We start from the raw sequence: 18,257 nt of genomic DNA on the forward strand, positions 1-18,257 counted from the left end.
AGGAGATACGCATGTCGTCGGACCAGCCCTCCGAAAAGCCCGCGGACGTCGTCGCCCGGCTGCGCGCCGCCTTCGACACCGGCCGTACGAAGCCCCTGGCCTGGCGCACCGGCCAGCTCGGAGCCCTGCGGACGCTGCTGACCGAGCGGGGTGACGAACTGGCCGCCGCGCTCCACGCCGACCTGGGCAAGAGCCGGGCCGAGGCCTATCGCACCGAGATCGACTTCACCGTGCGGGAGATCGACCACACCCTGGAGCACCTGGCCGACTGGCTGCGGCCGCAGCCGGCCCCGGTGCCCGAGCGGCTGAGCCCCGCCGTCGCGCACACCGTGCAGGACCCGCTCGGCGTGGTCCTCGTCATCGCCCCCTGGAACTACCCCCTCCAGTTGCTGCTCGCCCCGGTCGTGGGCGCGCTGGCGGCGGGCAACTGTGTCGTGGCCAAGCCCAGTGAACTGGCGCCGGCCACCTCGCGCGCCGTCGCCGCTCTCCTGCCGCGCTACCTGGACCGCGACGCGGTGGCCGTCGTCGAGGGCGCGGTGGCCGAGACCACCGACCTGCTCGCGCAGCGGTTCGACCACATCTTCTACACGGGCAACGGCCGGGTCGGCCGGGTCGTCATGCGGGCCGCCGCCGAGAACCTCACGCCGGTCACGCTCGAACTCGGCGGCAAATCGCCCGCCTTCGTCGACCGCGGCACGGACCTGGGCGTCGTGGCGGCCCGGCTGGCGGCCACCAAGTTCATGAACGCCGGCCAGACGTGCGTCGCCCCCGACTACGTGCTGACCGACCCCGAAACCGCCAGGGAACTGGAGAGGTCCCTCACCGAGGCCGTGCGCGGGCTGTACGGCGAGGACCCCGCGACCTCCCCGGACTACGGCCGGATCGTCAACGAGCGGCACTTCGACCGGCTGACGGGCCTGCTCGGCTCCGGGCGCACCGTGACCGGCGGCGTCCACGACCGCGCCGACCGCTACATCGCCCCGACCGTCCTGGCCGGGGTGGCCCCCGACTCCCCCGTCATGCGCGAGGAGATCTTCGGGCCGGTCCTGCCCGTGGTCGAGGTGGCCGGACTGGACGAGGCCATCGCCTTCATCCGCGACCGGGACAAGCCGCTGGCGCTGTACGCCTTCACCGAGTCGGACACCACGCGCGAGCGCCTGACCCGGGAGACCTCCTCGGGCGGCCTGACGTTCAACCTCCCCGTGGCCCACCTCACGGTGTCCGACCTGCCCTTCGGCGGGGTGGGGGAAAGCGGCATGGGCAGCTACCACGGCCGTTACTCCCTGGACACCTTCAGCCACCGCAAGGCCGTTCTGGACAAGCCCCTGAACTGACGGCGGGGCGCTCCACCGGGACGGGGGCCGCAGCGGAAGCGCTCCGGCCGGATGGACGGTCCGAGCCGGGGCATGAGCGTCGGCATGGCTGTTCTTCGAAAGCTCGCCCGCCCCATGCTGGCCGCCCCGTTCGTCACCGGCGGACTGCGGGCCCTGCGCCGCCCCGAGGCCGCGGCGGAACTCGCCCAGCCCGTCGTGCGGGCGCTCGGGAAACGCGTTCCGGCGCTGGCCGCGGACCCGCTGAAGCTGGTACGCGTCAACAGCGCGGTCCAGGCCGGAGCGGGCCTGCTGTTCGCGACGGGGCGCGCCCCGCGCCTGGCCGCGCTCACGCTGGCCGCCACCCTGGTGCCGACCACCCTCACCGGGCACGCCTTCTGGACGGTGGAGGACCCGGAGGAGCGGGCCCGCCGGCGCGCCGATTTCCTCACGGACCTCTCCGTGCTGGGAGGGCTGCTCATCGCCGCCGCCGACACCCACGGCAAGCCCTCCCTCGCCTACCGGTCCCGGCACGCGCTCGACCACCGGCATCCGGTGCGCGCCGCCCGCCGCCCCGTCGAGGCGGCTGCGGCGGGTACGGCCGCCCGGCTCAGGGCCACGGCGCGCGGTTCCCGCTGATCCCGGGCAGACGACCGCAGGGCCGGGCGGGCGCGGGGCTCGCTGCTGGACATGCCGGACTTGTGGCGCGGGGACGGACGTGACGGTCCCGGGGCAGGGCCAGGGTGACGGGCCCGGGCGGTTCAGCCGACCTGGCGGCGTACCAGGTCGTGGAAGGGGCCGTCCGTGTCGGCGAGGAGTTCAGCGGGTGCGCCCTGCTGGGCGATCCGCCCTTCCGACATCACGATCACCCGGTCGGCGTCCATGATCGTGGACAGCCGATGGGCGATCACGACACGGGTGCAGCGCTCCGCGCGGGTGGACTCGATGACCACCCGCTGGGCCGCGTTGTCCAGCGCGCTGGTGGCCTCGTCCAGGAAGAGGACGCGAGGTTTGCGCAGGAGAGCCTGGGCGATCATGAGCCGCTGGCGCTGGCCGCCGGAGACGGTGCCGCCGCCGTCCGAGAGCACCGTGTGCAGGCCCATCGGCATCGCCTTGATGTCCTCGGCCAGGCCCGCCCGCGCGGCCGCCTCCCACGCCTCCTCCGGCGTGCACGTCTCGGCGCCGCCGATGCAGTCGAGGATCGAGCCGGACAGGGGCTGGGCGTTCTGCAGGACGACACCGCACTGGCGGCGCACGGCCGCCTGGTCGAGCGCCGCGAGGTCCTGGCCGTCGTAGAGCACGCTGCCGGAGGCGGGCGCGTCGAAGCCGATGAGCAGGCGCAACAGGGTCGACTTGCCGCAGCCACTGGCCCCGACGATCGCGACGAACTCCCCCGGGCGCACCTGGAGCGAGACGTCGTCCAGGACGAGCGGGCCCTCGTCGGCGTACCGGTAGGACAGGTTCTTCGCCTCGACGGCGCCGCCGAGCGTGCCCGGCCGAATGCCGGAGCCGCGCACCTCGGGGGCCGCCTCCAGGATGGGCTTGACCTCCTCGAACATCGGCTGCACGGCGGCGGCCGACAGGAGCGCGCCGGTCAGCTGCGTCACCGCCGACAGCATCATCGTCACGGCGGTGCTGAAGGTGAGGAAGTCGCTCGCGGACATGCTGCCGCGGGCCGGGCCGGCCAGCAGCACGAACATCACGAGCGAACACAGCGGCAGGCAGACCGCGTTGAGGACGGTGACGGCGTTCTTGATGCGGCCGATACGCTGCTGCAGTTCGCGGGTCCTGGCGAACTCCCGCGCCCAGGCGGCGTAGGCGAAGCTCTCGGCGGCGGCCACGCGTAGCTTGGGCAGGCCGCGCAGGGTCTGGAACGCCTGGTTGCCCAGTTTGTTGCCGAGTTTGACCAGCCTCCGCTGGTAGCGCAGTTGCCACAGGCCCAGGCCCAGGAAGACGGCCGCGACAACGAGCAGCATCGCCAGCGCCGCCAAGGCCAGCGGCACGCTGTAGACGAGCAGCAGGACGAGGTTCATCGCGGCGACCGCGGACGCCTGCACGGACACCGCGCCGATCCCGGACACGGCCCGGCGGATGGAGCTGATCCCGAGGGCGGCGCCGGCCAGTTCGCCGGTGGAGCGGCCCGCGAAGAAGGTCACGGGCAGCCTCAGCAGCCGGTCCCACACGGCGGGCTGCAGGGTGGCTTCGATACGGCCCTCGATGCGCAGCACGCTGATGTTCTGGAGCAGCATGAACGCGGCCGACACGGTGCTCGTCGCGATGAGCGCGAGGGCGCTCTGCACGATGAGGCCGCCTTCGCCCCTGGGCACGTACGTGCCGAGTATCCGGCCGGTGGCCAGGGGGACGAGAGCCCCCAGCAGCACCGCGACAAGGCCGCCCAGGACGAGGCTGCGCAGGTCCCGGCCGGTACCGCGGAGGCTGAAGCGAATGAGCGCGGGCAGGCTCGGCTCGCCGTGGGGCAGCGGGCGGCACAGCATCACGGCGCCGGGTTCGAAGGCGGCGGCCCGGGCCCGGTCCACGCGTTCGCGGGTCCCGGTGGCGGGGTCGACGGCCGTGTATCCGCCGCGCCGCCACAGCAGCGCGACCGGGGCCCGGTCCTTGGCGCGGCGGCCGACCAGGGGCCCGCTGTCATCCCGCCACCAGCGGTCGGCGAGCCTGACCGGCCGGGTGCGGATCCGGGAGGCGAGCGCGATGCGTTCGAGGGGGTCCGTCCCCTCGGAGGCGGGAGCCGTGGCGGCCGGTTCCGACAGGGTGAGGCCGGCGTCGCGGGCGACCAGGCGGCATACGGCGAGGGTCGCGTCATCGCTCGCGGGCCGGTGGGGGCGGGCACCCCGGCCGGTGCGCCCGATGGAGGCGAGCAGGGTGCGGTCCGCCTGGGTGCGGGCCGCCTCACCGGCCTCGATGCCGGCGGCCGTACGGTCTTCGTGGGCTTGCTCCAGCTGCTCGATCCACCGGTCCAGGGCGTACAGCAGCCGGTACTGCTGGTCGACCATGCCCTGCCACATCGCTCCGTCGAGGAGGAGTGCGCCGGCCATGCCGTGGCCCTCGTACGCCGCCCCGTACTGCACGCTGCCCGGGCTGACCTGCATCCACAGCACGTCGTCGTCGCGGCCGGGGCCGGTGGTGGTCCGGCTCTCCAGGGGTGCCTGGTAGAGCACGCGCAGCCCGCGGCCGACGCCGAGGGCGAACGCCTCTTCGAGGGGGCTCAGCCGGGGGCCGGGGAGGCCGTGCCCGGACCCGTATCCGGCCCCGTGCCCGTATCCGGCCCCTTGCCCGTATCCGTACTCGCTCTGGTCGGCGTACCAGCCCCATCCGCCATGCGGGGTCCCCTCGGTCCCCGCGCCCGGGTGCTCGGGGCGCAGGAGTTCGCGCAGCTCGATGCGCCGGATCCGGCAGCCCTGCACGGGCCTGCCGACCAGCGTGTGCGCGCAGCCGTCGGCCGGGCCCAGCAGCAGCGATCCCTCCTCCAGCCGGCCCAGGAAGTGCCAGTGCCCTTCCAGCGCGGCGTCGACGGCGAACAGGTCCAGCGCCCCGCCCTCGACGAGCCACAGCACGAGCGGGCCCTCCAGGGAGAGGCTGCGCAGGCCGGTGCAGTCGACCGGGGTGCCGGCCGCGGCGAGGGCGGCCACGACGGGGTCGGGTACGGACTGCGCCCGCGGCTGCCAGGTGGTGGTCACTCAGTGCTCCTTGACCAGGGCGGCGTACGCGCCCTGCCGGGCGAGCAGCTCCTCGTGCCGCCCGCGTTCGACGACCGTTCCCCGGTCCAGTACGACGATCTCGTCGCTGTCGCGCACCGTGCTCAGCCGGTGGGCGATGACCACGCAGGCGCAGCCGCGACGGCGCAGGCCTTCCATCACGAGCCGCTCGGTCGCCGCGTCCAGGGCGCTGGTCACCTCGTCCAGGACCAGGACGCTGGGGCGGCGCACCAGGGCGCGGGCGATCTCCAGGCGCTGGCGCTGGCCCCCGGAGAAGTTGCGGCCGTCCTGCTCCACGCGGCTGTGGATGCCGCCGGCGCGGCGGGCGACCACGTCGTACACGGCGGCGTCGCGGAGCGCGGCGATGACGGCCTCGTCGGGCAGGGAGGGGTCCCACAGGGCGACGTTGTCGCGGACGGTTCCCTCGAAGAGGAAGACGTCCTGGTCCACGAAGGAGACGGAGGCCGCGAGCGCCCCGCGCGGGATGTCCGCCAGCCGCATCCCGTCGATGCGGATGGCCCCCTCCCAGGGGGTGTGGAGGCCGGACATCAGGCGCGAGACGGTGGACTTGCCGCTGCCGGAGCCGCCGACGAGCGCGACCTGCCGGCCGGGGCCGACCGTGAGGGAGAAGCCCTTGAGCAGGGGGGCATCCAACGGGTTGTAGCCGAAGGTGACGTGCTCCAGCTCCACATGGCCCTTGAGGCGGCGGGTCGCGGCGGGGGGTTCGCGGCGCGAGTACAGCGGGTCGACGGGGAAGTTCTCCACGTCCTTGAGGCGGGCCACGTCGGCCGCGAAGTCCTGGATCCGCCCGGCGACGCCGCCCAGCCGGGTGATGGGGGCGGTGAAGCTGGTCACCAGGGCCTGGAAGGCGACGAGCAGGCCGACCGAAAGGTGCCCCTCGACCGCGCGCAGGCCGCCGATCATCAGGATCAGGGCGCTGTTGAGCGCGGCGAGGGTGGGTGCGACGATCGCCAGCCAGGCGCTGGGTACGCCGAGCCGCTGCTGTACGTCGAGGGTGACGGTGTGCTGGGCCGCCCAGCGTCGGAAGTAGCCGTTCTCGCCGCCGGTGGCCTTCATCGTCTCTATGAGCTGGAGGCCGCTGTACGAAGTGTTGGTGAGGCGGGCGTTCTCCGCGCGCAACTTCTGGGTGCCGGTGGCCCGCAGCCGGATCACGATGCGCAGGGCGACCACGTTGAGCAGCGCCATCGCCACGCCGACGAGGGTGAGACCGGGATCGTAGGTCCACAGCAGCACGGCGTAGAGGACGACCACCACCGCGTCCACCCCCGCGGCGGTCAGGTCCCGGGCGAGGGTTTCGGCGACGGCGTCGTTGGACTGGAGGCGCTGGACGAGGTCGGCGGGGTTGCGTTGGGAGAAGAAGGTGACCGGCAGCCTCAGCAGGTGGCGCAGGAAGCGGGCGCTGCCGAGGGTGGAGGAGATGATGCGTCCGCGCAGCAGGTTGGCCTGCTGGAGCGAGGTGAGGACGGCCGTGAGGACCAGGGCCACCGCCATCGACGCGAACAGGACGCCGAGCAGGGAGGTCTGCTCCCCGATCAGGAACATGTCGATGTACGTGCGGCTCAGCGCGGGCACCGTCGCGCCGACGGCCACCAGCAGGAGGCTGCAGAGCACCGCGGCGAGCATCGACGCGGACGTGCCGCGCAGCCGGGCGGGCAGGGCGCGCAGGACGCCGGGCTTGCGGCCGGAGCGATGGAAGCCGGTACCGGGTTCGAAGGTGAGCACGACGCCGGTGAAGCTGGTGTCGAACTCGTCCATCGGTACGAACCGGCGGCCCGTGGCGGGGTCGTTGACGTACACGCCGCGGCGGCCGAGGCGGCGGCCCATGCCGTCGTAGACGACGTAGTGGTTGAACTCCCAGAAGAGGATCGCCGCCGGCCGTACCCGGGCGAGCGCGGCGAGGTCCATCTGCATGCCCTTGGCCTGGAGCCCGTAACCCCGGGCGGCCCGCAGGAGGTTGGCGGCGCGGGAGCCGTCGCGGGAGACCCCGCAGGCGATGCGCAGTTCCTCCAGGGGGACGAAGCGGCCGTGGTGGCCGAGCACCATGGCGAGGGCGGCGGCGCCGCACTCCACGGCCTCCATCTGGAGGATGGTGGGGGTGCGTACGGGGCGGGGCGTACGGCCCTTGAGGGCGGGTGCGCAGGCGCGTGCGGGCTTGCGGCGGGAGGAGCGGTGGCCGGCGGGAGTGGCCGTGGGAGTGGTCACGGGAACAGCCAATCGACGGGGCGCTGCGCGGAGAGGAGGACGGCGCCGGTGACCGGTGTCGTGGAGTCGAGGGTGTACGGGGGGCCCTCGGCGGAGGACCAGCGGTAGCCGGACCTGGTCCGTGGGGTGCGATCGAGCTGTACGAGGACCTGGACGGGGTCGCCCTGCCGGGTGAACCGTGCGGCGAGCCGGCCGTCGCCGAGGAATCCGCCGATCTGCGCCGCGGTCTGGGGCGTACGGCCGACGTCCTTGACGCGGCCGCGGAGCACTCCGTAGCGCTGCTGCGGCACGGACTGGACGGTGAGGTCGACCGGAGCGCCGACGGGGACGGCCGCGCCGCTCGCGGCCGGTACGTACAACACCGCCACCAGCGGGTCGTCGGGGTGCTTGACGCGTTCCAGGGTCGCCACGTCGGCGCCGGTCGTGACGACCGCCCCGACCCTGGCGACCAGGGCGGTGACGCGTCCGCCGGCCACCGCGCGTACGGTCCGCTCCCCTTGCTCGGTACTGACCTGGAGCAGCGGCGCGCCGGGCGCCAGCAGCTGGCCCTCCTTGGCGTGGACGGCGGTGACCTGTCCGGCGTAGGGGCTCTGCAGGAGGTACCCGCCTTCGGCGGGCGAGAGGATGCCGGGTGCGCTCAGCCTGGAGGACACGGATCCGGCGAAGGCCCAGGTGGCGGCGGCCACCATGACGACGACGGTGACCGCCAGGACGAGCCGGCCCTGGGGGCGGGCGAAACGCACGGGGAGATCGAGCTCCTCGGGCGATTGCATCTTCGAGAGCGCCTTGTGACGGAACTGCACGGGACGCGGACTCCCTCCTCGACGCCGTAGGACGCCCTATGACTGCCTGCGGCTGCCTATGACCGCCCGTCTGCGGTTACCTGCGTGACGCTTCGCCAGACGGGGTGAACCCCGGAACGGACGCGTTCCGGGGTTCACTGGCCAAGCCTGACCGGCCGCTCAGAGACCGGCGACGCCCGCACGGACGCCGACGATGCCCTCGACCTGGCCGGGCAGGGCCAGCGCGCCGTGGACGGTCTCCAGGGAGGTCACGGCGCCCAGCACGTTCTGCACGTCGCCGGTCACACCGCCGAGGAGGCCGCCGCCGAGGGCGATACCGCCGGAAACGGCGTCCAGTTCGGCGTCGGCGATCTCGCGGGTCTCGATGTCGTTACGCATGGGAGCGCACCCTTCGTTCGTCTGAGGTGGTGGTGTTGGGGCATGGGCAGACCGCGCCAAGGCGGTCCGACCACCTGCGCGAGGGCCTCGGTCGACGTGTGACGCCGTTTCCGAAACCGCTGCGGTGCGCCGATGTAAGCACGCCAACGGGTGACGGCGCGAACCGTGTTGACGTGCGCGGACGGGCGGAGCGGAAGCGGGGCCGGAAGGATTTTCCATTCGTCCGGTGGATCATCACAGGCCCCTCACAAGATCGAGTAACACATCTGCGCGCGGTGAGCCCGTCTGGTTGCATAGGGACCATAGAGGTATGAATCGCTTCGCCCTTTTCCGACAAATCACCCATGGACGCAAGAGGAGGCATGCACTCCACTCTCACCGTATGGAGATTTCGTCGCGACCATCGTGCGCGACGGGAGCGTCACCCACCGCACACGCCGGAGCGGCTCAGGGCGGCGGCGTACAGCGGTGGGCGTCCGCGCTCGTCGCGGCGGGCCGCGCGGGGCGGGCAGCGGGCGGGCAGGCAGCGGGCGGGCGGGCGGGCGGCGGACCCGGTGCGGGCTGGGTCCGCTCGGTGATCTCGCGTCCCGGCGCCGGAGGCGGTGGCCTGCTCAGCGCCACCGATCGACGGTCCTCCCGGTCCGCAAGTGCGGTGCGCGGAGGGCCGGTTCGGGGTCCGGCCCGGCAGCGATGGGCTCGCCGGGTGCCTTCGGTGTGATGCTGATCTTCTGTAGCGGGCCGCGTGGGAGTGCGTCTACATGGTCATCTGGGCGCCGGTTCGGAGGGGGTCGGGGCGGCGGTGAAGAAGGTGGTGTCGGGCGGGACGCCCGTGTGGCGGGTGCCGTCGTCGTGGCGGTAGGTCCAGGTGAAGGGGATGCCCCGGGCGGTGGCCGGGTCGGGGCCGTCCATCAGCTGGAAGTGCAGGTGCGGTTCGGAGGAGTTCCCCGAGTTGCCGCAGTCGGCCAGGTGGTCCCCCGCCCGTACGCGGTCGCCCACGGCGACCCGGAGGGAGCCCCGGCGCAGGTGCGCGAAGCCCGCCACCACGCCGTCGCCCACGTCCAGCAGGACGTAGTTGCCCCAGACGTGGCACGGCCAGCCCAGGCCCCGCACGAAGCCCTCCGGGTACATGAACGCGAAGGCGGGCAGCGACCAGCGGGAGAGGTGGTCCCGCATGCGGGACGCCGTGGCGACGACCACGCCGTCCGCGGGGGCCAGGACCGGACGGCCGAAGGACGGGTGCCGCTCCGGGCGCCGGCCGGGCGGCCAGAGGTTGCGGAAGGGCGGCGGCTCCGGGGCGTCGCCCGCGTACTTGAGGTCGATGGCGTAGGTCTGGGCGTGGCTGTGGGTGTGGCTGGGCACCTTGGTCGCCGGTCCGTTGAGGGCCACCCAGCGGCCCTCGACCGGGACCCGCAGCGCCACCGGCGGGCGCTCGCCGCGGGGGCGCTGCCGGCGGGTCAGGGACCAGCGCATCGCACCGCCGACGGCCAGCAGGACCACGCCGAGGGTCCACAACCGGTTCACCCCGCCGTTGTTCAGCAGGACGCACAGGGTGCCCGCGCCGAAGACCAGGCCGTGCCGCTTCCAGACGATCATGCGGGCTCCGGGGAGAGGGAGAGTGCGGGGGCCTTGCGCATGCCGTGGTGGCGGCGGAGTGCGGCCAGCGCCGCCAGGTGCCCGCACATGCCGTGTACCGAGGGCCCCGGGGGCGTGGCCGCCGAGCACAGGTACACCCCGGCCAGCGGGGTGGCGTACGGGTCGAGGCGCGGGGTGGGGCGGGCCAGCGACTGGCGGAGCGTGAGGGCGCCCGCCGCGATGTCCCCGCCGACGTAGTTCGGGTTGTACGCCTCGAAGGCGGCCGCCGACCGGCCCCGCGCGGCGATCACCGTGTCGCCGAAGCCGGGCGCGTACTCCTCGATGCGCCGCCGTACGAGGTCCACCGGGTCACGGGTGTCGCCGTTGGGCACGTGCGCGTACGCCCAGACCGGGCGCCGGCCGCGGACCTCCCGCGAAGGGTCGGTCACCGCCGGGTCCACCACGAGGACGAACGGGGCGCTGCCCGGGTTCCCGCCGGCCACCGCCCGCTCCTGGCGGGCGATGGCGGCCGCGTCTCCGCCCAGGTGCACCGTCCCGGCCCGCCCCGAGAGGGGGTCGGCCCACGGGATGGGCCCGTCGACCAGGAAGTCGGCCTTCGCCGCGCCGGGCCCGTACCGGTAGCGGGCCAAGGCTCGCCGGTAGCCGGACGGCAGCCGGTCCCCGGCCAGGGCCAGGAAGCCCCGCGGCCCCACGTCCAGCAGGACCAGGGGTACGTCGCCCAGCTCGGCCAGGTCCCGTACGCGGTGGCCGGTGCGGAACTCGCCGCCGTGCGCGGTGATGTCCTCGGCCAGCGCCGCCGCGATCCGGCCGCTGCCGCCCTCGGGCAGGGGCCAGCCCGTGCTGTGCGCGGTGTGCCCGAGGAGCATCGCCACCGCTGCCGCGGGGAGCGAGGGCAGGGGCCCGACCGCGTGCGCCGCCACCCCGGTGAGCAGCGCCCGCGCCCCGGGAGTGCGCAGCGGACCGCGCGGCAGCGCGTGCGCCAGCACCCGCGTCGCCAGCCGCAGGGCCGCGACCGGATCGGACGGGAGACTGCGCAGGTCGGACAGGAGCAGTTCGACGACGGCCTCGGACCGCTGCACCAGGGGCCCCATCAGGCGGGACCAGCGCGGCCCGTCGGCGCCGAGCCCCGCCGCGGTCCGGGCGAGGGAGCGCCAGGCCGCCACCGCCCGGCCGCCGCCCAGCGGGTGCGCGTACGGCATCTCCGGCTGGAGCAGCGGCACTCCGCGGCCCGGCAGGTCGAAGGCCCGGAAGAAGGGGGAGGCGGCGGCCATCGGGTGGACGGCGGAGCAGATGTCGTGCCGGACGTCGCTGTCGAAGAGCGCTTCGGTGCGCAGGCCGCCGCCGATGCTCTCCGCCTGCTCGTACAGGACCACGCGGAGCCCCGCCCGGGCCAGGGTGACGGCCGCGGCGAGCCCGTTGGGGCCGGTCCCGACGACGGCCGCGTCGGCCCCGGCGCTCATGACGCGGCGCCCGCGGCCGGAGCCAGCTGGCGTCCGGCCAGCCGGCGGTAGGTCGCGTCCCGGTCCATCAGGTCGGCGTGCGAGCCGTGCGCGCGCAGTCTGCCGTCCTCGATGACCAGGATCCGGTCGGCGTCGATGGTGGTGGTGAGCCGGTGCGCGATGGTGAGCACCTGGCAGCGGGTGCCGATGTCGGCGATGGCCCGGCGCAGGGCCTCCTCGGAATCGGAGTCCAGGTGCGAGGTGGCCTCGTCGAGGAGCAGCACGTCGGGCCGGGTCAGCAGGGCACGGGCGATGGCCAGGCGCTGGCGCTGGCCGCCGGAGAGACCGGTGCCGGCCTCGCCGAGCCGGGTGTCCAGGCCCGCCGGCAGTGCGGCGATGACCTCGGTGAGGTGGGCGGCCGAGACGGCCTCGGCTATCTCCGCGTCGCCGGCGTCGGGCTGCGCGTAGGTGAGGTTCTCCCGGACGGTGCCGCGCATCAGCGGGGCTTCCTGCTCGACCAGACCGATCCGGGAGCGCAGTTCGTCCAGCGGCAGGGCGGCGGTGTCGGTGCCGGCGAGGCGGATGCTGCCGCGGTCGGGGGTGTGGAAGCGCTCGATGAGCTGGAACAGGGTGGTCTTGCCGGCCCCGGAGGGGCCGACGACGGCCGTGACCCCGGTGCGGGGCAGGGCGAAGGAGATCCCGTCGAGGGTGGGGGCCTCCGCTCCCGCGTGCGCGAAGACGACGTCCGCGAACTCGACGGCGGGCGGCTCCGGAGCACCTGCGGTGACGGCCCCTGAGGTGGCGGCCCCTGCGGCGGTCCCGGCCCCTGTGGTGACCCCGGCCGGGGCCGTGGCCGCGTCCCGGGGCGGGGCCGTGGGGCCGTCTGCGTACGCGTCCCCGTACCCGTCCCCGTACGCGCCGTCCGTCTCGGTCTCGATCTCCGCGAGCTCCTTGACGCGGTCGATGGCCGCCCGTCCCTGCTGGAGCTCGCCCAGCGACAGGAACAGCATCACCAACGGGCTGACCAGGTAGAAGAGGTACATGATGAAGGCCGTGAGGTCCTCGATCGGCAGCGCACCGGTCGCCGTGCGGGCCATGCCCCAGGCGATCACCACCGCCAGTGAGACCTGGGTGCCGACGTTCATCGCCGGCATGAGCAGCGCGGACAGCCGGGTGACCCGGATCCCGCTGACCCGGGCGGCGTCGGCGAGTTCCCCGATGTGCCGGGCCTCGCGCCGCTCCGCCCGGGATGCCTTCACCGTGGTGAGCGCGCCCAGGACCCGCAACAGCCCGGACCCGAAGGCACTGGTGTCCGTACGGTTGACCACCGCGGCCGTGCGTACGGCCCGGGCCAGGCCCAGCGCGACCGCCGAGGCCGCGCCCAGGCAGCCCGCCGTCACCAGCAGCAGCCGCCAGTCGATCCAGGCCATGACGGCGACGCAGCCGATGGTGCTCAGCGCGGAGGTGATGAGCTGCGAGACGGAGGAGGACAGCGCGACCCGCGCCAGGGAGGTGTCCGCGACGGTACGGGTGAACACGTCTCCGTGTTCCAGCTGGTTGAAGGCCCTGATCCGGGAGTGCAGCAGACGGCCCGTCAGGGTGGTGCGCATGTCCAGGACGATGTTCTCGCCGGCCCGCCCGATCAGGTAGAAGTGCGCCGCGGCAAACACCGCGTCGAGCAGGAACAGCCCGGCGATCAGCAGGATCGGCCAGGTCATGGAGCGGTCCAGGGCGACCGCTTCGATCAGGTCGCCGATCAGCAGCGGCTGGAGCAGGGTGGCGGCGGTGCCGCCGAGGCCCAGCAGGACCCCGGCGCCCAGCAGCAGGCGGTGCCGGCGGACGAGCGCGCCGATGTTCACGGCCGTGTCCTGCCCGCCGCGATGGCCGCGACCACGGCCACGGCCGTGCCGATGATCAGGCCCTTGACCCATGACTGGCTGGTGAACTGCCCGTCCTCGCGGAACATCACCGCCATCACGGGTACGGCCACGGCGAACGAGAAGAGGAACCAGAGGGTGCGCGTCGTGTTCATCACTGCTCCTTCTCCGGGAGTACGTAGGTGGTGAGGAACAGCGGATACCGTTCCGAGTACGGCGAGAGGTCCCAGTCCGCGTACCGGCCCTCCGGGACCAGCCCGGCGGCCCGTGCGTACGCGTCGGTCTCGTCGGGGGTGGTCAGCCGGGACAGCTCGGTGCCGACGCGGGTGGTGCCGTCGGACTCGTACCAGACGTGCGAGCACTGCCACAGCTCGGAGCCGGGCGGCAGCGTGGAATGGGTCTGCAGGCCGGTGCCCGGCTCGGGGTAGGGCGTGAAGAGGGTCGTGCGCGAGCGTCCCTCGTGCATCGCCTCGACCGCGGGCCGGTTGCCGGTCTCGATCACCAGGCGCCCGCCGGGCGCCAGCAGGGCGGCCGCCCGGTGGACCATGGCCTGCTGGTCCTCGGGGGTGAGGAGCATGGAGAGGATCCCGCACACGGCGTACACCAGCCCGTACCGCCGCTCGTCGGTGTACGTGCGTACGTCCCCGAGGACACCGGTGACCAGCTCCGCACCCGGTTCCGCGGCCAGCAGGGCCAGCATCTCGGGCGAGGAGTCGACGCCTCTGACCGGGCCGGAGCGCCGTGAGAGGGGGACGGCGATCCGGCCCGTGCCGACCCCGAGTTCGAGGGTGCCGGAGCCGGGGGCGGGGTGCAGCGAGGCCAGGGCGGTGGCGACCGCCTCGGCGTTCGCGTCCTTGGGGAAGACGCGGTCGTACCAGGACGAGAACTGCGTTCCGTATCCGATGTCCCGGACCGCGGTGTCGTCGGCCGTCGTGCCGTCGGCGGTGGGGCCGTCGGCCGCGGTGTGTTCGACCGTGTCGTGGGTGGTGCCGGCCATGTGCGGGGCCTCTTCCTTGCCGTGGGGGATCAGGCGGTGACGAGGTGGCCGCCGACCGGCGGCCGTTCCATCGGGGTGTACGGGGACACGAACAGCGGCTCCGGTTCCTCGGAGGTGTCGTGCCCGGCCGCCCGTACGACGGCGAACTGGAAGCCGCGTACGGCGTCCTCGCCGTGCCGCTCCCGGATGGTCTTGCGGATGAACTCGACCAGCACCTGGTAGGCGGAGTTGGTCTGGGCCGCCGCGGCGCCGCCCTTGGCGGCCAGTTGGAGGATGGAGGTGCAGATGTCGAAGACCGCCTTCTCCGGCCGCCGGGTGGCGAACCAGAACGCCTGGTGCAGCCGGCGGCTCTCGATCATCTCGATCTCGTGCCATTCGCTCGTCGCGCCGCCCGGTTCCAGCGTGCGGTACACGTAGTGGAAGTCGTGCACCGCCGGATTCGGGGCGAAGAACTTCCAGTTGGGGACGAGGGAGAAGACGTCCTTCGTACGGGATCTGTCGAACGCCGGGTGCGGGTGCTGGGCGGCCACCGTGGCCACCAGCATCCCGGCGCCCAGTACCCGCGCCCAGGCGCCCTCGCCGGTGAACGCCGTCTTCAGGATTCCGGTCGCTGTCCTCACCGCTCCGCCCCTTCCCGCCGCTGCTGTCGTGCCTGTTCTTCCCGGGCCGCCCCGCCGGACGGACGCACACCGCCGAGGAACTCGGCGATCAGGTCCGCCGCCCGGTGCGCGTGCGGGGCGTTGGTCAGCAGGGAGTCGTGGTCCGAGCCCTCCACGACCTTGATCCCGCCGTGCTCGCCGTGGCTTCGGTGGGCGTGGGACAGCTCGTTGTAGAGCAGCAGCTGTTCCGGGTCCTGGTCCACGGTCTGCTGGGCGGCGATGATCAGGCCGGGGGCGCTGATCGCGTCGATCCGTCCGTCGAAGGCCCGGAACTCCTTCTCCACGGCCGCCCATTCGCGCTTGCCCGCCCGCCACAGCCGGGCGTCGGTGTACTGGGCGAACACCCGCTCGCGGTAGGCCTTGGGCAGCCGGTCGAGCCAGTCGGGCCGGCTCATCAGGACGCCGGTGCCCAGCCGCAGGTACAGCGCGGCGTGCGCGATGGTGTCGCGCAGGTCCTTGGCGCCCGCGCTCTGGCGTTCCGAGCGCTGGAGCTCCGCCGGGTGCGCCGGGTCGAGGTAGACCAGCCCCGCCACCCGGTCGCCGAGCCGGGCCGCGGCCCGCCGGATCAGTTCGCCGCCCAGGGAGTGCCCGACGAGCACCACCTGCCGGTCCGCCGGGACCACGCCGCGGACCAGGTCCTCCAGGTCGTCCACGGATTCGGCGAGCTCGTACGGGGCGGTGGTGCGGCGCAGGCTGCCGCCGTAGCCGGCCCGGGCGTAGGAGACCACGGCGTGCTCGGTCTCGTTGACGAAGCGTTCGGTGATCCAGGAGAAGTGCTCGGAGGTCGAGGCCAGGCCGGCGCAGAACACCAGGACGGGCTCCTCGGAGAACTCCGCCCCACCGGTCTCGTACATCAGCTCGTTGCCGTGCCGGGTGACGAACTTCCGTGAGGTGGGCCAGCCCTCCAGTACGGTGCCGCGGCGCTGGACGGCGATGGCCGCGCTCAGGGCGACCCCGGCCGCGAGCAGTACGGCGGCCGCCTTCACCGCCCGGTCGTCCCGCCCGGCCACGGCGGGGTGCGCGGCCGGTGTGGTGGTGTAGGCGACCATGGGGTGCAGCGAGGGGAAGGCCGTCATGAACCGGCCGAGGCCCATGACGAAGCCGTTGGCGATGTGGAAACCGACGGCCGAGGCCAGGAAGGGGCGGGTGAGCCGCCCGCCGGCCAGGTAGACCAGCGGGAAGAGGCACTCCATCGCCAGCACGCTGTGCTGCAGGTACTTGGAGCTCTTCGGGTAGCGCTGGGTCAGCCGGTACACGCCCTCGGAGCCGTAGGTCCGGGTGCGCATCACGCCGGGCAGTGCGGAGGCGTCCCGCCACCGCTCGCCGATCAGCTTGACCCAGCCGGACGCCGCGTAGGAGAGGTTGGCCTGGAGGGCGACGTACCAGAGGAAGGCGTCCTGGGTACGGGTGCTGGTGGAGAGCCGGGCCAGACCGGTGGCGCCCTGCACGAGGGTGGCCACCTGGTCGGATCCGTCGGTTCCGTAGCGGTGGCGGGCGGAGAGCAGACAGGTGGTGGCGCCGAGGAACAGGCTGCCGGCGCCGCGCCAGCGGCTGTTGCCGGGCAGCAGCAGGCCGGCGCTGACCGCCGCGCGCGACGCGTGCAGGGCGAGGGTCACGTGCTTTTCGGCCACGGCTCCGCTGACGCGCCGGATGAAGAAGTTCTTCGATTCCGGCGACTTCTTCATGATGTCCCAGTCGTTCAGGCCGCCGGGATCGAGCTGCTTGCGCTGGTGCAGGTATTCCAGGGAAGAGGAAAGGGTGGTGAGGGCGGAGAGCCGCTCCGAAATTCCCAGGGCCCGGTCCCGGGAGACCGGGACGGGGGAGAAGACCGCCGAGGCGAGTTTCCTCAAGTACCGCAAAGACGTTCCTACCTCTCGGCTCGTCAGTGGTTGCGCTGCTTGGCCAGTGCCGCGTCGGGCAACGTTTGCCCGTCAAGGAGCGGACGTCGCCTGACGCGGCACTAGCATGGGCGGGGCTGTCGGGCCGCGATTGGCGCGCGGCCCGACAGCCCGTTCCGGCCGGCCGTCCGGAGCGGACTCCGCGGGCGGGTCAGCCCTTGGCGGCGGCCCGTCCGGCCTCGTACGCGCCGACCGCGGCGGCGCCGGCCGCCAGGCCGCCGGCCGCGTAGGGGCAGACCACGAGGACGGCCGGGGTGAAGGCCACCGGCATCATCCGGCTGGTGCGCTCGCCGGTGTCCTCCGAGAGGGTCGCGCCGGCGATCACGCGGACGCTTTCGGTAATTCGGTTCACTTGCTGGACCTCCCTGGGTCGGGGTGCGGAATGGGGCGGGATCAGTTGCGGTATCAGTCGCGGGGTCAGTTCACGACGCGGCCGGCGACATAGGCGCCGACCGGAACGGTGAAGGCGACGACCGCCGCGGTGATCTTGACGGAGGCGGGCACCGCGACGACCGCCGGGGTGGCCATGACGGGGGTGCCGTCACGGTTGACCACGGATTCGGTGATGGGGCCCATCTGCTGCTCGTTCATGAAGGCCGCGATCTTGGCCATGGGGGCATTTCCTTTCGGTTGGTCATACCGGGACTGCGCCTGGGGAACCTCGCTCGCTCATCAACTGATGTGGAACACTGTCTGGCTGAATCGAACACCAGTTGACGTCGTGATGCTAGGCCGATTCCGATCTGTGCGTCAACTGATATGGCTGGCCGATAGGCGATGCTTGTTACACCAGTGTGGTGATAGGGTGCGCCCCGAGGATGGAGGCACCATGGCCGAACAGAGTGCCGGGCAGAGTGAAGCGCCGCCGAGGTCGCTGGCGGACAAGCTGAACCACCTGTTCGCCCACGTGGTCCCGGCCGGGCGAGGGCCCTACAGCGTCGAGGACGTGGCGCGGGCCATCACGGCCGAGGGCATCCCCATCTCCGGCAGCTACATCTGGCTGCTGCGCAAGGGACAGCGCGACAATCCGACCCTCCGTCACCTCGAAGGCCTCGCCAAGTTCTTCGGCGTCCCGGCCGCGTACTTCTTCGACGACGAGGTGGCCGAGAGCATCGGCGCCGAACTCGCCCTGCTCATGGCGCTGCGGGACGCCCAGGTCCGGCGGGTGGCGCTGCGTACCGCCGGGCTCTCCGAGAAGAGCCTGCGTTCCATCAACGACGTGATCGAGCGGGTCCGTGAACTGGAGGGCCTCCCCGAGGCCCCGTTGGACGGCCCGGCTTCCTGAGCCCCCGGGCAGGGCGCGCGGGCTCTGGGAGGGGCCGCCGCCTCGTGGAGGGGGCCCTGCCGCCCGTGGGCGTCGCGGATCG

Annotated in this window: 16 protein-coding genes; 3 read left to right on the plus strand and 13 right to left on the minus strand. The window is 73.2% G+C overall.

Annotation, left to right across the window (positions count from 1 at the left end; all coding sequences use genetic code 11):
• Nucleotides 1–11: 11 nt before the first annotated feature.
• Nucleotides 12–1,334, plus strand: coding sequence for an aldehyde dehydrogenase family protein (locus ACFYYT_RS29640; protein ID WP_351819731.1), 1,323 nt, complete (start codon nt 12–14; stop codon nt 1,332–1,334).
• 84 nt (nt 1,335–1,418) lie between these two features.
• Nucleotides 1,419–1,949: a DoxX family protein gene (locus ACFYYT_RS29645; protein WP_351819728.1), complete on the plus strand. Its 531-nt coding sequence runs from the start codon at nt 1,419–1,421 to the stop codon at nt 1,947–1,949.
• Between the two features lie 122 nt (nt 1,950–2,071).
• On the opposite strand, the gene ACFYYT_RS29650 is transcribed toward ACFYYT_RS29645, so the two are convergent.
• From ACFYYT_RS29650 to ACFYYT_RS29710, 13 genes are all read right to left on the minus strand, one after another.
• Nucleotides 2,072–5,005 (minus strand): NHLP bacteriocin export ABC transporter permease/ATPase subunit, encoded by a 2,934-nt coding sequence (locus ACFYYT_RS29650; RefSeq protein WP_351819725.1) that lies wholly within the window; start codon nt 5,003–5,005, stop codon nt 2,072–2,074.
• Nucleotides 5,006–7,246, minus strand: a complete 2,241-nt coding sequence (locus ACFYYT_RS29655) for an NHLP family bacteriocin export ABC transporter peptidase/permease/ATPase subunit (protein ID WP_388609861.1) — start codon at nt 7,244–7,246, stop codon at nt 5,006–5,008.
• Nucleotides 7,243–8,049: an HlyD family efflux transporter periplasmic adaptor subunit gene (locus ACFYYT_RS29660; RefSeq protein ID WP_351819722.1), complete on the minus strand. Its 807-nt coding sequence runs from the start codon at nt 8,047–8,049 to the stop codon at nt 7,243–7,245. Before ACFYYT_RS29660 ends, ACFYYT_RS29655 begins: the two co-directional genes overlap by 4 nt.
• Nucleotides 8,050–8,208: 159 nt before the next feature.
• The gene (locus ACFYYT_RS29665; protein WP_351819719.1) at nt 8,209–8,427 is read right to left on the minus strand and encodes a hypothetical protein; all 219 of its coding nucleotides are present in this window, start codon (nt 8,425–8,427) and stop codon (nt 8,209–8,211) included.
• Between the two features lie 762 nt (nt 8,428–9,189).
• On the minus strand, nt 9,190–10,020 hold the full coding sequence (locus tag ACFYYT_RS29670) for a M23 family metallopeptidase (protein ID WP_351819716.1): 831 nt from the start codon (nt 10,018–10,020) through the stop codon (nt 9,190–9,192).
• The gene (locus tag ACFYYT_RS29675) at nt 10,017–11,480 is read right to left on the minus strand and encodes an NAD(P)/FAD-dependent oxidoreductase (protein WP_351819713.1); all 1,464 of its coding nucleotides are present in this window, start codon (nt 11,478–11,480) and stop codon (nt 10,017–10,019) included. Before ACFYYT_RS29675 ends, ACFYYT_RS29670 begins: the two co-directional genes overlap by 4 nt.
• Nucleotides 11,477–13,318, minus strand: coding sequence for an ABC transporter ATP-binding protein (locus tag ACFYYT_RS29680; protein WP_351819710.1), 1,842 nt, complete (start codon nt 13,316–13,318; stop codon nt 11,477–11,479). The genes ACFYYT_RS29675 and ACFYYT_RS29680 overlap by 4 nt, the downstream gene beginning before the upstream one ends.
• Nucleotides 13,315–13,491 carry a hypothetical protein gene (locus tag ACFYYT_RS29685; RefSeq protein WP_351819707.1) on the minus strand — a complete coding sequence of 59 codons (177 nt, stop codon included), beginning with the start codon at nt 13,489–13,491 and terminating at the stop codon, nt 13,315–13,317. Before ACFYYT_RS29685 ends, ACFYYT_RS29680 begins: the two co-directional genes overlap by 4 nt.
• The gene (locus ACFYYT_RS29690; RefSeq protein ID WP_351819704.1) at nt 13,491–14,333 is read right to left on the minus strand and encodes a class I SAM-dependent methyltransferase; all 843 of its coding nucleotides are present in this window, start codon (nt 14,331–14,333) and stop codon (nt 13,491–13,493) included. The genes ACFYYT_RS29685 and ACFYYT_RS29690 overlap by 1 nt, the downstream gene beginning before the upstream one ends.
• Before the next feature lie 29 nt (nt 14,334–14,362).
• A complete protein-coding gene (locus ACFYYT_RS29695) occupies nt 14,363–14,953 on the minus strand; it encodes a hypothetical protein (RefSeq protein ID WP_351819701.1) in 591 nt (196 codons plus the stop codon).
• The gene (locus tag ACFYYT_RS29700; RefSeq protein WP_351819698.1) at nt 14,950–16,851 is read right to left on the minus strand and encodes an alpha/beta fold hydrolase; all 1,902 of its coding nucleotides are present in this window, start codon (nt 16,849–16,851) and stop codon (nt 14,950–14,952) included. Before ACFYYT_RS29700 ends, ACFYYT_RS29695 begins: the two co-directional genes overlap by 4 nt.
• Before the next feature lie 190 nt (nt 16,852–17,041).
• Complete coding sequence (locus ACFYYT_RS29705; protein ID WP_351819695.1) at nt 17,042–17,242, minus strand: hypothetical protein; 201 nt, start codon at nt 17,240–17,242, stop codon at nt 17,042–17,044.
• Nucleotides 17,243–17,307: 65 nt separating this feature from the next.
• Entirely contained in the window at nt 17,308–17,502 is a 195-nt protein-coding gene (locus ACFYYT_RS29710; protein ID WP_351819693.1) for a hypothetical protein, read from the minus strand.
• Nucleotides 17,503–17,719: 217 nt separating this feature from the next.
• Between ACFYYT_RS29710 and ACFYYT_RS29715 the strand changes: the two genes are divergently transcribed.
• A complete protein-coding gene (locus ACFYYT_RS29715; RefSeq protein WP_351819690.1) occupies nt 17,720–18,175 on the plus strand; it encodes a helix-turn-helix domain-containing protein in 456 nt (151 codons plus the stop codon).
• Nucleotides 18,176–18,257 lie beyond the last annotated feature (82 nt).

It is taken from the genome of Streptomyces sp. NPDC002032 (genome assembly GCF_042890765.1).
Lineage (GTDB): Bacteria > Actinomycetota > Actinomycetes > Streptomycetales > Streptomycetaceae > Streptomyces.

Coding starts and splice junctions, on each gene's coding strand:
- ACFYYT_RS29640 (WP_351819731.1), top strand. CDS start 12: ATGTCGTCGGACCAGCCCTCCGAAAAGCCCGCGGACGTCGTCGCCCGG.
- ACFYYT_RS29645 (WP_351819728.1), top strand. CDS start 1,419: ATGGCTGTTCTTCGAAAGCTCGCCCGCCCCATGCTGGCCGCCCCGTTC.
- ACFYYT_RS29665 (WP_351819719.1), bottom strand. CDS start 8,427: ATGCGTAACGACATCGAGACCCGCGAGATCGCCGACGCCGAACTGGAC.
- ACFYYT_RS29670 (WP_351819716.1), bottom strand. CDS start 10,020: ATGATCGTCTGGAAGCGGCACGGCCTGGTCTTCGGCGCGGGCACCCTG.
- ACFYYT_RS29675 (WP_351819713.1), bottom strand. CDS start 11,480: ATGAGCGCCGGGGCCGACGCGGCCGTCGTCGGGACCGGCCCCAACGGG.
- ACFYYT_RS29685 (WP_351819707.1), bottom strand. CDS start 13,491: ATGAACACGACGCGCACCCTCTGGTTCCTCTTCTCGTTCGCCGTGGCC.
- ACFYYT_RS29690 (WP_351819704.1), bottom strand. CDS start 14,333: ATGGCCGGCACCACCCACGACACGGTCGAACACACCGCGGCCGACGGC.
- ACFYYT_RS29710 (WP_351819693.1), bottom strand. CDS start 17,502: ATGGCCAAGATCGCGGCCTTCATGAACGAGCAGCAGATGGGCCCCATC.
- ACFYYT_RS29715 (WP_351819690.1), top strand. CDS start 17,720: ATGGCCGAACAGAGTGCCGGGCAGAGTGAAGCGCCGCCGAGGTCGCTG.